The 12,993-nt window shown below is 74.0% G+C and carries 9 protein-coding genes; 6 read left to right on the top strand and 3 right to left on the bottom strand.

All coding sequences use genetic code 11. The annotated features are described in order from the left end of the window. Window positions 1-1,234: pectate lyase (locus tag ACFT41_RS30870; protein ID WP_377614080.1), on the bottom strand; the 1,234-nt coding region annotated here is incomplete at its 3' end. Window positions 1,235-1,727: 493 nt separating this feature from the next. On the opposite strand from ACFT41_RS30870, the gene ACFT41_RS30865 reads away from it, so the two are divergent. The 5 genes from ACFT41_RS30865 to ACFT41_RS30845 all read left to right on the top strand — a co-directional run bounded on the left by ACFT41_RS30865 (window position 1,728) and on the right by ACFT41_RS30845 (window position 8,017). Beyond that, window positions 1,728-2,363, top strand: a complete 636-nt coding sequence (locus ACFT41_RS30865; RefSeq protein ID WP_377590001.1) for a maleylpyruvate isomerase family mycothiol-dependent enzyme — start codon at window positions 1,728-1,730, stop codon at window positions 2,361-2,363. A gap of 95 nt (window positions 2,364-2,458) precedes the next feature. After that, complete coding sequence (locus ACFT41_RS30860) at window positions 2,459-4,720, top strand: catalase (RefSeq protein WP_377590002.1); 2,262 nt, start codon at window positions 2,459-2,461, stop codon at window positions 4,718-4,720. A gap of 133 nt (window positions 4,721-4,853) precedes the next feature. Continuing rightward, complete coding sequence (locus tag ACFT41_RS30855; protein WP_377590003.1) at window positions 4,854-5,846, top strand: bile acid:sodium symporter family protein; 993 nt, start codon at window positions 4,854-4,856, stop codon at window positions 5,844-5,846. A gap of 107 nt (window positions 5,847-5,953) precedes the next feature. Further along, complete coding sequence (locus tag ACFT41_RS30850) at window positions 5,954-7,282, top strand: sensor histidine kinase (RefSeq protein WP_377590004.1); 1,329 nt, start codon at window positions 5,954-5,956, stop codon at window positions 7,280-7,282. 54 nt (window positions 7,283-7,336) lie between these two features. Then, the gene (locus ACFT41_RS30845) at window positions 7,337-8,017 is read left to right on the top strand and encodes a response regulator transcription factor (RefSeq protein WP_377590005.1); all 681 of its coding nucleotides are present in this window, start codon (window positions 7,337-7,339) and stop codon (window positions 8,015-8,017) included. Between the two features lie 20 nt (window positions 8,018-8,037). Here the strand turns inward: ACFT41_RS30845 and ACFT41_RS30840 are convergent, their stop codons facing one another. Both ACFT41_RS30840 and ACFT41_RS30835 read right to left on the bottom strand, forming a co-directional pair. Beyond that, entirely contained in the window at window positions 8,038-9,396 is a 1,359-nt protein-coding gene (locus ACFT41_RS30840) for a hypothetical protein (protein WP_377590327.1), read from the bottom strand. Next, entirely contained in the window at window positions 9,393-11,045 is a 1,653-nt protein-coding gene (locus tag ACFT41_RS30835; RefSeq protein ID WP_377590329.1) for an amino acid adenylation domain-containing protein, read from the bottom strand. Before ACFT41_RS30835 ends, ACFT41_RS30840 begins: the two co-directional genes overlap by 4 nt. Before the next feature lie 454 nt (window positions 11,046-11,499). On the opposite strand from ACFT41_RS30835, the gene ACFT41_RS30830 reads away from it, so the two are divergent. Continuing rightward, complete coding sequence (locus ACFT41_RS30830) at window positions 11,500-12,570, top strand: TauD/TfdA family dioxygenase (protein ID WP_377590331.1); 1,071 nt, start codon at window positions 11,500-11,502, stop codon at window positions 12,568-12,570. Window positions 12,571-12,993 lie beyond the last annotated feature (423 nt).

Raw genomic sequence — 12,993 nt, 5'->3', positions numbered from 1 at the left:
CCATGAACCAGCTCATGATCACGATCGGCATCCTCGTCGCGTACCTCGTCAACCTCGCCTTCGCGAGCAGCGAGGCCTGGCGGTAGGTCAGGTCGGACGAGGAGTAGATGCAGTTGGTGCCATCGGCCCCGGTGCCGACCTGGGTGGGCTCGTCGCCGCTGCTGTTGCCGTTGTACTTGCGGCAGATCACCATCGACCGGCTGGAGTCGTTGACGATCGTGATGCCCGAGAACCGGGCGGTGTCGCCGTAGTTGACGTTGATCCCGGCCACCGTGTTGCCGGGGCGGGTCAGCGTGCTGTTGCGGATGACGACGTTGCGCTTGTACTGGGTGGAGCAGTTGCCGCAGGAGCGGTAGAACGTCCCGAAGTTGGTCGCCTGGAAGTTCTGGACGGTCAGCGTGCCCGCCCCGTTGTGCTGGAAGACCTTGTCGCTGGCGCTGCGGGCGCCACCGCCGTCGACCAGGAAGGTGGGCGAACCGCTGCCGCGGAACGTGGCGGCGTCCTCGCCCACGTCCTCCCACCACACGTTGCGCAGCGTGCAGGACCCGGCGCAGTGCACGCCGTCACCGGCGGGCCCGCCGATGATGACGTTCTGCAGGGTGGCCCCGGCGGCGAGCTGGAACATCGGGTCCTGGCTCTCCTCCTGGCTGCCGTCGCCGATGCAGCAGTAGCGGCGCATGCCGCCGTCGAACACCCCGGACACCGGGATCGTGCCGTTGACGCCGACCTGTCCCGTGGGCGTCGGCCAGGAACCGGTCGGGGGTGGGGTGGTGGGCGGCGGCGTGGTCGGGTTGCCCGGCGTGGTGGGGCTGGTCCCACCGGTGCAGGTCACGCCGTTGACCGCGAAGCTGCTCGGCGTCGGGTTGCTGCTGTTGTTCCACGTGCCGTTGAAGCCGAGCGTGGCCGACGCGTTGGTGGCGAGGTTGCCGTTGTAGCTCACGTTCGTCGCGGTGACCGAGCTGCCGCTCTGCGTGACGGTGGCGTTCCACGCCTGGGTGACCGTCTGGCCGGCGCCGAACGACCAGGTGAGCCTCCACGAGGTGAGGGGATCGCCGACGTTGGTGAGGGTGACGTTGGCGGAGAAACCGCCCGCCCACTGCGAGGCGACCGCGTAGCTCACGCGGCAGCCGGCGGCGGCCTGTGCGGCGCCCGCCGTGGCCACGACCCCGGCGGCGGCGAGCGTGGCCGCCGCCGCGACGACGACCAGTGACTTTCGGCGCTGTCTGTGCAGCATGTTGCTCCCTGGCTGTACGTGGGACCCGCGAAGGTGCCGGCATCCGATGCCCGACGGATGCCGGAGCGGGCCCTGGTCCGTGCCCGGACGCCCGTCCGTCGGACGGGCCGCGCCGCCCACCAGGGGCAAGCGCTTTCTCAAGCAGAACGCATATCGATGATCGACACAATCCCTCCGCTCGCCGCGCTCTGTGCCGCGCGGGCGGCCGTACCGGCGGCCGGTGCTGCCGCTGGACCGCGCCCGCTGCCTACTGGTGGCGGGGCCGGGCGCTGCGGCGGGCCGGGCGTTGCCGGGAGGCCCGCGCGGCGCTGGAAGCGGCCGAGGCCAACCTAGCCCGGCCCACCGCCTGCTCGGCATCGCCAGCCGCGCCGAGCGGGGCGCGGTGCTGGGCCGGCCGGCGTCGGGTTGAGCGGTGGAGCCGTCGGGCAGCGGACTGGGCGCCGCCGCCGGGCGACGGGTGCCGCGGGTGGCGTGGAGCCGGCAGAATGTCGCCGTGCCCTCCGACCTGCTGCTGATGATCGCCGCCGAACGCCGCCGCATCGCCGACCTGCTCGACTCGCTGACCCCCGCCCAGCTGGACACCCCCAGCCTGTGCGGGGCCTGGACGGTGCGGGAGGTCGCCGGCCATCTGGTGTCGCCGCTGGTGGCCAGCCCGTGGCGGGTCCTGCCGCTCGTGGTGCGCTCCGGCTTCAACCTGCACGCGGCGAACGCGCGCCTGGCGAGCCAGGTGGCCCGCCGCCCGGTCGGCGAGCTGGCCGCGGCGCTGCGGACCCACGCGGAGCACCCGTTCCGGCCGCCCGTGGTCGGGTACCTGGGCCAGCTCACCGACGTGCAGGTGCACGGGCAGGACATCCGCCGCCCGCTGGGCCTGCCCGTCGACCTGGACCCGCACCGGCTGCGTACGTCGCTGGACTTCCTGGCCGGCGGCCGGGCCGTCGGTTTCGTCGACCGCCGCCGGGCCGCCGGGTTGCGGTTCGAGGCCACCGACCTGGGTTGGGCGGCCGGCGAGGGCCCGGTGGTCCGGGGGACCGGCGAGGCGCTGCTGCTCACGCTGACCGGCCGGCGGGTGGCCCTGCCCGAGCTCGCCGGCGCCGGCGCCGCAGTGCTGACCGGGCGCTGGGCCGACTGACCGGGCGACGCCCACCCGCCTGGTCCGTTTTGTTCGACCCCAGCAGGGTACGACCCGGATGCCGTTCATCGCCGCTTCCGGAGGTACCCGTCCAGATGAGTGCCCGCAAGCCCGCCAAGGCGGTCAAGGATGTCGTCGAGGCCGCCGCGGGGAAGGTCGCCGACGTCCTGACCCCGGACGTCCCCGGCGCGCCCGGCAGCGCCCCGCCGGCCGTCGGGGAGCCGACGACGCCGCACGACCCGCTGCCACCGAAAAGGGAGCAGGGCGCTCCCGAGACCCGTACCCCGACCGGTGCGGCGACGGGTGCGCCACCGACCGCGAACGGCCAGCAGGGCGCCTACCTCACCACGGCCCAGGGGGCGCGGCTGCGCGACACGGACCACTCGCTCAAAGCCGGCCCGCGCGGCCCGATCCTGCTCCAGGACCACCACTTCCGCGAGAAGATCACCCACTTCGACCACGAGCGCATCCCCGAGCGCGTCGTGCACGCCCGGGGGGCGGGGGCGCACGGCGTCTTCGTCGGCTACGGCACCGCCGAGCCGATCACGAGGGCGGGCTTCCTCGCCAAGGGCCGCGAGACCGTCGTGTTCGTGCGGTTCTCCACCGTGCTCGGCTCGCGTGGCTCGGCCGACACGGTCCGCGACACCCGGGGCTTCGCGACGAAGTTCTACACCGACGAGGGCACCTTCGACCTCGTCGCCAACAACATGCCGGTCTTCTTCATCCAGGACGCGATCAAGTTCCCCGACATCATCCACGCCGGCAAGCCGCACCCCGACCGGGAGATCCCGCAGGCGCAGAGCGCGCACGACACGTTCTGGGACTTCGTCTCCCTGCACACCGAGGCGCAGCACCACACGATGTGGAACATGTCCGACCGGGGGATTCCGCGCTCGTACCGCACGATGGAGGGCTTTGGCGTGCACACCTTCCGGCTGGTCAACGCCGCCGGGGAGACCGTGCTGGTCAAGTTCCACTGGAAGCCGCAGCTGGGCGTGCACTCCCTGACCTGGGAGGAGGCGCAGCTGCTCGGTGGCGTGGACCCGGACTTCCACCGCCGGGACCTCCACGACGCGATCGAGGCGGGGGCGTACCCCGAGTGGGAGCTCGGCGTGCAGGTCCTCCCCGACACGCCCGAGGAGACGTTCGCCGGGATCGACCTGCTCGACCCCACGAAGATCGTGCCCGAGGAACTCGCGCCGGTGCAGCCGATCGGGCGGCTCACGCTCAACCGGACGCCGACGAACTTCTTCGCCGAGACCGAGCAGGTCGCCTTCCACGTGGGCCACCTGCCGCCGGGGATCGACGTCACCAACGACCCGCTGTTGCAGGGCCGGCTCTTCTCGTACGTCGACACGCAGCTCACCCGGCTCGGCGGGCCGAACTTCTCCCAGCTCCCGATCAACCGCCCGCATGCCCCGGTCAACGACATGCTCCGCGACGGCTTCCACCAGCAGGCGGTGCACGCGGGCGTCGCGCCGTACCGGCCGAACTCCCTCGACGGCGGCAACCCGTTCCCGGCCGGCGACGCCGAGGGCGCGTTCGTCGACGTGCCGGTGACGGTGACGCAGGCGCCGAAGGTACGCGCGAACCCGGTCTCGTTCGAGGACCACTTCAGCCAGGCCCGCCTGTTCTGGCTGAGCATGTCGCCGGTGGAGCAGGAGCACATCGTCCGCGCCTACACCTTCGAGCTGGGCAAGTGCTATCACCAGGCGATCCGGGAACGGCAGCTCGCCTGCCTGGCGAACATCGACCCGGTGCTGTGCGCGCAGGTCGCCGCCGGGCTGGGCCTGCCCGCACCGGAGCCCACCGTGCCGCTCGCCGACGTCGTGCCCAGCCCCGCGCTGTCGCAGGTCGGCCGCCAGTGGCCGGCGGACGGTCGTACGGTCGGGATCGTCGTCGACCCCGACGGCGGTCTCGACGGGGTCGGCCACGTGCAGCGGGCCGTCTTCGCGGCCGGGATGGTGCCGCTGCTGATCGCCCCGCACGGCGGCACCGTGGGCGGGCTGCCGGTGCAGCGGACCTTCGCCACCGGCCGGTCGGTCGAGTTCGACGCGCTGCTGCTGGCCGGGGCACCCGGGCCCGCGCCGGACGCGTTGCCCGCGCACGACGCCGACGCGGGCGCGGCGGCCCCGTCGACCGTCGACCCCCGCGTGCTGCTGTTGGTGCAGGAGTGCTGGCGGCACGCCAAGGCGATCGGCGCGTGGGGGGCGGGCGTCACCGTGCTGGAGTTGGCGGGGGTGGTCGGCACCCCGGGGGTGGTCGCGGGCGACTCCGGCGACGACGCCCTCGCGGCCGTGCAGCGGCTGCTGGCCGGGCACCGGGTGTGGGAGCGGTTCCCGGCGTCGCTGTCCTGACCGTGCCGCGCCGCGCGCCGGGTCGGGGCGTGTGACCATTGCCGCAGTCCTTGACGCCGCCCCGCCGCCCATAGCAGCATCGCATGACGAGACGCTGTCTCGAATTGTGGCGACTGTCGGGAAAGGGGCGATCGTGCGCCGCTGGCTGGCCCGGATCCCGCTCGACCCCTACATCCTGGCGCTGCTGGCGACCCTGGCGGTCGCTACCGTGCTGCCGGCCCGGGGCCGGTTCGCCGACGGCGCGTCCGTGGTCACCACGCTCGCCATCGGGCTGCTGTTCTTCCTCTACGGCGCCCGCATCTCGCCCGGCGAGGCGTGGGCCGGCGCGCGCCACTGGCGCCTGCACGCCCTGGTGCTGTCCAGCACCTTCGTGCTGTTCCCGCTGCTCGGGCTGGCAGCCCGGGTGTTGCAGCCCGGGGTGCTGACGCCGGAGCTCTACCAGGGGCTGCTGTTCCTGTGCGTGGTGCCGTCCACCGTCCAGTCGTCGATCGCGTTCACCTCGATGGCCGGCGGCAACGTGCCGGCCGCCATCTTCAGCGCCTCCTTCTCCAACGTGGCCGGCGTGCTGCTCACGCCGGTCCTGGCCGGCGTGGTGCTAGCCGGCACCGGCGCGGTGAGCTTCTCGGCGGGATCGGCCCTCGAGATCGTGGCCCAGCTGCTGCTGCCGTTCGCCGCCGGGCAGGCCCTGCGGCCCTGGCTCGGCGGCTGGATGGGCCGGCACAAGCGGTTGCTCACCCTCGTCGACCGGGGGTCGATCCTGCTGGTCGTCTACACCGCGTTCAGCGCCGGGGTGGTCGCCGGGGTCTGGCAGCGCACCTCGCCCGGCCGGCTGCTGGCGCTGCTCGGGGTGCTGGCGGCGCTGCTGCTGGTGGTCCTGCTCGCCACGTCCGGGGCGGCGCGGCTGCTCGGCTTCGCCCGGCCCGACCGGATCACCGCGATCTTCTGCGGGTCGAAGAAGAGCATGGCGACGGGGCTGCCGATGGCGGCGGTGCTGTTCAGCCCGCAGACCGTCGGCCTGGTGCTGCTGCCGCTGATGCTGTTCCACCAGCTCCAGCTGCTGGTCTGCGCCGAGCTGGCCCGCCGCTGGGCGGCGGGCGGGCCCGCCATCCGGGAGGACGCTCGGTGATCCCTTCCGATCCGATCGGTGATGTGCCATCTTCGATGGGTGCGGGTCGATAGGCGCGCTGGCAGAGGGGGCCACGTCCCCGCAGGGGGGCGGGGGGCGATAGCGCGGTGCCGCTGACCGACGACGGGCGGTCGGCCGCGCGCCGCGCCCGACCCCGCACCGGGCTGACCGTCGGCCTGCTGGTCGTTGCCCTGCTGGCCCTGCTCGGGGGCGTCGCGTACGCCGCTCTGCTGCACCTCCAGCAGGCGAAGATCCGCCACGAGCTCGACTGGGCGGTGCTGCACGGCCGCCCGGCCGACCCGTCCGGCTGCACCTGGATCTTCGGCGGCGCGAGCGACACGGGGCACGCCGGCGCGCCCCCGGCCGGCTTCCCGAGGCACGAGGCGATCCACGCCGTGGCCCGCACCGGCCGGCCGCAGGTCAGCCAGGTCGCCCGCAACGGCACCGTCTACCACGTGCGTACGCAGCTGCGCGGCGACGAGGTCGTCCAGGTGGTCTTCGACGCCCGCTTCCAGCTCGCCGAGCGGCGCTACCTGCTCTGGGGGATTGCGCTCGCCGCGGTGACGGTCCTGGCCGCGGCGACCTTGACGGATCTGCGGTTGCGCCGCGCGGCGGTGCTGCCGCTGGCCGAGGCGCTCGACCGGCAGCGTCGCTTCGTCGCCGACGCCAGCCACGAGCTGCGTGCCCCGATCACCCGGGTGCACACGGCGGCGCAGTTGCTGGCACGGCGCGCGGCGCACTCCGGCCACGACACGGACCGGGCGGACCTGGACCGGCTGCTGGACACCACCCGGCGGCTGGGGGAGATCGTCGACGAGCTGCTCCTGTCGGCCCGGCTGGCCGACACGACGTCGGTGGCCCGGCCACCGGCCATGGTCGACCTCGCCGCGCTCGTCGCCGAGGCGATCGAGGCCGATGCGCCGCGCGCCGCCGAGCACGGCGTGACGCTCACCCTGACCGGCGCCGACGCCCCCGTTCCGGTGCGCGGTGTCGGGCCCGCGCTGCGCCGGGTGGTGGCGGAGCTGCTGGCCAACGCCCTGAACCACACCCCGGCCGGTGGCCGCGTCGAGGTGCGGCTGCGGCTCTGCGCCCCGGGCCACGTCGAGCTGGTCGTCGGCGACTCCGGCCGGGGGTTCGACCCCCGGCACGCGGACCGGATCTTCGACCGGTTCCACCGGGGCCCCGGCTCGGGGGACCGCCGCGTCGGGCTCGGGCTGGCCCTGATCCGCGAGGTGGTCACCGCGCACGGCGGCACGATCAGCGCCGCCGGCCGGCCGGGGGCGGGGGCCACCTTCACCGTACGGCTGCCGGTGCGCGACGGGGCGGGGGCCGGCGCGCCGCCGGCGGACGGCGACCCCGCCGGCTTCCGGTGGCCCTTCTGCTGGCGGGCCAACCGCGACCGGGCGGGCCAGGAGCACGAGATGACCGGGTCCTGACGGCGGAGAATTCCGCCGGTCAACCTTTCCAGCTTTCGGTGCGACCATAAACAAATGAACGACTCGCCGGCCCCGGCGCACGGCCCGCTGCTCCTTGTCGAGGACGACGCGGAACTGGCCGACATGCTGGTCGAGCTCTTCAGCGGGGCAGGGTACCGGATCGACCTGGCCCGGGACGGCCAGCGGGGCCTGCACCTGGCCCTGCGCGGCCGGTACCAGGTGATCATGCTCGACCGGCGGCTGCCCGCCATCGACGGCGTCGACCTGCTCATCCGGCTGCGGCGCTGCGCGATCGCCGCCCGGGTGCTCATGCTCAGCGCCCTGGCCGACCCCACCGAACGGATCCGGGGCCTGGACGCCGGGGCCGACGACTACCTGCCGAAGCCCTTCGAGGTGGCGGAGCTGATGGCGCGGGTCCGGGCGCTGACCCGCCGCCGCTTCGACGGCGCGGAGCTGATCCCCATCGGGGCCGGGCAGCTCGACCTGGCCCAGCGCGGGGTGCGGCTGCCCGACGGCCGGGAGGTGACGCTCAGCCGGCGGGAGTTCGAGCTGATCCGGCTGCTCGCCACCCAGCCCCGCATGGTGCACAGCCGCAGCCAGCTGCGCGGGCGGGTCTTCGGCGCCGACCGCACCGAGGCGATGGTCGACACGTACGTGCACTACCTGCGGCGCAAGCTCGGCGACGGGGTGGTGCGCACCGTACACGGGCTCGGCTACCAGATCGGCGCACTGTGAGCCGGCCGGCGTCGTCCCGGTCAGGAGTCCCAGATCGCGCCGTACGCGGGGACGCCGCGTTCCTCCATGCCCTGCACCACCTGCCAGGTCAGCGGGCGGTTCGAGATGCAGATGACCGCCTCGGCGTCGAACTCGCGGTACGCCTGCCAGGCCAGCCGCAGCATGTCGGGCTTGCCGTCGCGGGCGGTGTCCCACAGCAGCGCGTCGGGCTGGTGGGCGAGGATCTCGTCGACCAGCGCGTCGCCGAAGGTCTCCCGGTGCCGGCGGGCCACCCAGACGAGGCGGGCCGGCACCTGCTCGGCCAGCAGGTGCGGCAGCACCGGGCCGATGCCGCTGCCCGTGGCCACGTAGACCACCCGCCGGAACAGGGTCTCGATGTTCGCCACCCCGGCCGTGCTGATCCCCTTCACCCAGACCCGCTGCGGCGCGTCGTCGATGAACCGGCCGGTCCAGTCGCCGGCCCGGGAGACGGTCAGCCGGAAGCCGCTGCGCCCCGGCGCCGGCACGTTGGCGAAGGAGTGCCACTCCCACAGCGGGCTGCGGCTGACCGCGGTGGACGAGCCGGGGAACGGCGTCACCCCGTGATCGAAGTGCACCAGCGCCACGTGCGACGAGGGGCGCTCGACCACGACGGGCACCCGGCGCAGCCGCAGCCACGGCAGGGCGATGCTGGCGGTCAGCACCGCGAGCACCCAGCCCTGCGGGGAGGCGGCCAGCGCGACCGGCCCGCCGGCCAGGAACCCGGCCTGCGCCCACAGCAGCAGCAGGGCCGCCCAGCCGCCGAGGCGGTGGGTGCGTTCGAACAGGTCGTGCCGGCGGGACCGCACCGGCGGCAGGGCGGTGCCGACGACCGCGAGCAGCAGGCCGGCGACGGCGTACCCGGTGACCAGCGACCCCGCCCCGCCCGGCCCCCCACGGCCGGCGGCGGTCAGCGCGCCGAGCTGCCCGAGGTACCAGGCGGTGCCGGCCAGCGCCCCACCGACGTGCAGCCCGCCGAAGTGGTAGACCTTGCCGAGCGTCCAGCGGATCCGCAGGGGCCACCGGGTCGGCGCCCGGGTGGCCAGCCAGAAGAACAGGTTGACCACGTACTGCTGGCGCACCAGCACCGCCAGCGCGACGTTGGCCAGCGCGGCCGCGCCGAGGGCCTCGGCCCCGCCGGGGCCGCGCCACCAGCCGGTGGTCAGCCCGTACGCCAGCAGCGCGGCATTGGCCGCGAGCACCGCCGCGACCAGGCGGTGGTGGTGCATGAACCGGGGGTGGGCGAGGAGCCGGCGCAGCGCCGACAGCGGTGGCGGCGGCGCGTCGCCGGGGGCGGTCGCCGCGACGGTACGAGGGTGCGCGGGCGGGACCGGCTGCGGCCGGAGGGGAGTGGTGGTCATGCCGCCGCCTCCTCGATGTGTGCCCACTGCCAGCGCAGGTCGAGGGCGAGCCGGCGCAGCGTGTCGCGGTCGACCTTGCCGCGCCCGGTCATCGGCAGCTCCGGCAGCGGGTGCACGGCGGCCGGCACGCAGTAGTAGGGCAGGGCGGCGGCCACCGCGTCCCGGCACCGCTGATGGTCCAGCTCCGCCGGGGCGACGAAGGAGACGAGGTCGCGGTCGGTCAGCTTGAGGGTTACCGCCTGCCGGCAGCCCGGCACCGCCTCCAGCACGGCGGAGACCGCGTCCAGCTCGACCCGGAAGCCCCGGACCTTCACCTGGTCGTCGGTGCGGCCCAGGTGCTCCAGCTCCCCGTCGGGCGTCCAGCGGCCCCGGTCGCGGGTGCGGAACATCAGCCGGCCGGCGCCCAGGAACGGGTCGGGGGCGTACCGCTCGGCGTTGAGCGCGTCGTTGTCCAGGTAGCCGGCGGAGACGCAGCCGCCGCCGGCCCACATCTCGCCGACCTCGCCGATGCGGCACGGCCGCCCGTCGGCGTCGAGGACGTAGACGGTGTTGTTCGGCGTGGGCCGGCCGATGGTGAGCGCCGCGCCGGGCCGGTGGCGGTGCATGGTGTTGACGATGGTGGTCTCGGTCGGCCCGCAGCAGTTGTGGAAGGCGCGGCCGGCGGCCCAGCGGTCGGCCAGCGGGCGCGGGCAGGGCTCACCCGCCACGGCGACCACGCGGACCCGGTCGCAGCGGTCCGGGTCGATGCGCCCGAGCACGGACGGGGTGGCGATCACCACGTCGGCGCGCGCGGCGGTGGCGGTGAGGTCGCGGTCGCGTACGAGCAGGGTGCCGCCGTTGGCGAGGCAGCCGAGGATCTCCCAGGCGGCCATGTCGAAGGCGACGTTGAGCAGCTGGGCCACCCGCCGGCCCGGCCGGATCCCCAGGTTTCCCGGCGCGGTGAGCAGGAGGTTGGCCACGTTGCCGTGGGTGACGGTGACGCCGTTCGGGGTGCCGGTGGTGCCGGAGGTGAACAGGACGTAGCACCCGTCGTCGGCGACCACCGGGCGGTCGGTGCCGGGGGCGGTCACGTGCCGGCCGGGCGGCAGCGGCTGCGCCATCACCTCGTCGACGGCGAGCCGCGTCACGCCGGGCAGCGCCGGCACCGCGTCCAGGGCTGCGGCCGTGGTCAGCACCACCCGGCAGCGGGCGGTCGTCGCGACCTGCCGCAGCTGCCGGGCCGGGGTGATCCGGACGTCCTGCGGGACGTAGGCCGCGCCGGCCTTCAGCGTGGCCAGGATCCCCACCAGCATGGGCAGCGAGCGGCTGGCGAAGACGCCCACGGCGTCCCCGGCCCGTACGCCGAGGTCGGCGAGCCGGGCCGCGAGCCGGTTGGCCTGGCGGTCCAGCTCGCGGTAGCTGATCGTCGCGCCGAGGTGCTCGGCCGCGACGGCGTCCGGCGTGGCGGCGGCCCAGCGTTCGAACGCCTGGTGGATGCGTAGGTCGGGCACGGGCACCTCCGGCCCCTGGCCGAACCGGTGGAAGAGCCGGCGCTCGCGCGGTGGAAGATGGTCCAGCAGGGGGCCTCGCCAGCCGTCCGGCTCGGCGGGGAGGGTGCTGACCGGGCGGGGTGTCGCGCTGTCGATCGTGTCGGGCTGTCGTACGGGCATGGGTTGCTCCTCGTCTGACCTGCCGCCCTGCGCGGCGACCAGAATCGATGTTCGCCAATACATATGGGAAATGTCTTAGATTCCGCGCGGCGGCGAGGGGTTGCCCTCCAGGTTTGGCCGTCAGATTGCGAGATGCCGTCTCTCTTGACGTTGCCCCGGGGCTGTCCTAGCCTGGGGCGACACCGTCAGCCGCAGGAGACGCCATGATCCGAGTTCCGCAAGGCGCTGGATTGCTGGTGCGCGGTTACGAGGAGCCGCTGCGGGTACACCCGCCGCGAGAGGGCATGCGCCCCGGGACCGCCGCCGGGGATCCGCAGACCCCCTTCTGACGGGCCGCCCCGCCGCCGGAGTTCCGGCGGCGAGGCCGCCCCCACCGTCGATCGCCCGGCCAGCGCACAGCCGCGCCGGGGCACCGACCCGTACCCGTCAGAACCGACCCTCGGAGCGCATCATCATGACCACCGCAATCGACCTCGCCCCCATCTCCGGCCCGTCCGCCTGGCGCGGCGACGAGCTGCGCACCTCGACCGAGTGGGTCTACAAGCTCAGCGACACCGAGCTCGACGAACTGGAGACCGTCGGCCGACGGTTCGTCGCCGACAACCCCGACCTGCGTACCGTGACCGCCGCCGACTACCCGCTGCCGGCCTGCGTCGGGCTCAACGAGGAGTGCGCCCGCCAGCTCGACTCCGGGCGCGGCTTCATCCTGATCCGGGGGCTGCGCACGGAGGCGTACGGCGACACCCTCGCCGGGGCGATCTTCTACCTGATGGGGCTGCACCTCGGCGTGCCGATGGGGCAGAACCAGATGGGCGACGTGCTCGACCACGTCATCGCCACCTCCAACAAGACCCTCGACGACCCGTCGGCGCTGCCGTCGCGGGTGCGCGACCGGCTCCCGTTCCACTCCGACAGCTCCGACGTCGTCGCGCTGATGTGCCTGCGCGCCGCCAAGGCCGGCGGGGCGAGCAGCCTGGTCAGCGGCACCACCATCTACAACGAGATCCTGCGCCGCCGGCCGGACCTCGCGCCTCTGCTGTTCGAGCCGTGGCACTGGGACTGGCACCGGCAGGACCCCGACGCCCCGGCCCGGACCTACACCTCGCCCATCTGCAGCTACGTCGACGGCACCTTCAGCACGTACGCCGGCAGCTCGATGATCTTCTCGGCGCAGGACTACCCGGAGGTGCCCCGGCTCACCGAGGAGCAGATCGAGCTGCTGCACCTCTACGACGAGGTGTCCCAGGCCCCCGGCCTGGCCCTGGACATGGACTTCCAGCCCGGGGACGTGCAGTGGCTGCTCAACTACGCCGCCCTGCACTCGCGCACCGGCTACGTCGACTTCCCCGAGCCGGAGCGCCGCCGCCACCTGCTGCGGCTGTGGCTCAAGCGCGACGTCGGCCGGCCGCTGGTCGGCGGCTTCGGCAAGCACGTGGTGACCGAGCGCGGCAGCGAGGCCCTCGCGCCGGGCGGCCGGTTCCGCATCGCCGAGGCGGTCGAGCCCAACTTCGAGTGGGGCAACTGACCCACCGGCCCCTCGTCAGGACGGCCCGCAGCGCCCCAGAGTCGTGGCGCTGCGGGCCGTCCGCGTCGGCGACGGCCCTGCCGCCCCGATCCGTCGGCCTGTCGTTACGGAGAGCGACGTCTGGGCGTGGAAGCGTCACCCCTCCGTCGCCCTTTGCTCTGCACCCATATACGCAGCAGATCACGATGAGCAACGGGTGATTCCGCCGCTGCGGCATCCATTTCAATCTATTATGCCTGATGCATGCAGGTGCTGCGCCTGTGGGTGCAGAGCAAAGGGGGGTGGGGCAGTGCGTGGCGGGGTCCTGAGAAGGTTGCGGACGGTGACGTTGCCGGGACCGTGAATGGCCTCCAGGGTCGTCACCGTACGTCAGTGAGGTGCAGCGGCCAACGACGCGCGGCGGTGCACCGGCCCGGGCCGGTG

Source organism: Micromonospora sp. NPDC057141 (genome assembly GCF_042670805.1).
In the GTDB taxonomy this organism is placed as follows: Bacteria; Actinomycetota; Actinomycetes; order Mycobacteriales; family Micromonosporaceae; genus Micromonospora.
The sequence above is the reverse complement of the archived record's forward strand: the minus strand, read 5'-3'. Positions and strand labels throughout refer to the sequence as shown.

What these genes read in the sequence shown, in the direction of transcription:
- ACFT41_RS30860 (WP_377590002.1), top strand. Translation starts at nt 2,459, where the DNA reads ATGAGTGCCCGCAAGCCCGCCAAGGCGGTCAAGGATGTCGTCGAGGCC.
- ACFT41_RS30845 (WP_377590005.1), top strand. Translation starts at nt 7,337, where the DNA reads ATGAACGACTCGCCGGCCCCGGCGCACGGCCCGCTGCTCCTTGTCGAG.
- ACFT41_RS30840 (WP_377590327.1), bottom strand. Translation starts at nt 9,396, where the DNA reads ATGACCACCACTCCCCTCCGGCCGCAGCCGGTCCCGCCCGCGCACCCT.
- ACFT41_RS30835 (WP_377590329.1), bottom strand. Translation starts at nt 11,045, where the DNA reads ATGCCCGTACGACAGCCCGACACGATCGACAGCGCGACACCCCGCCCG.
- ACFT41_RS30830 (WP_377590331.1), top strand. Translation starts at nt 11,500, where the DNA reads ATGACCACCGCAATCGACCTCGCCCCCATCTCCGGCCCGTCCGCCTGG.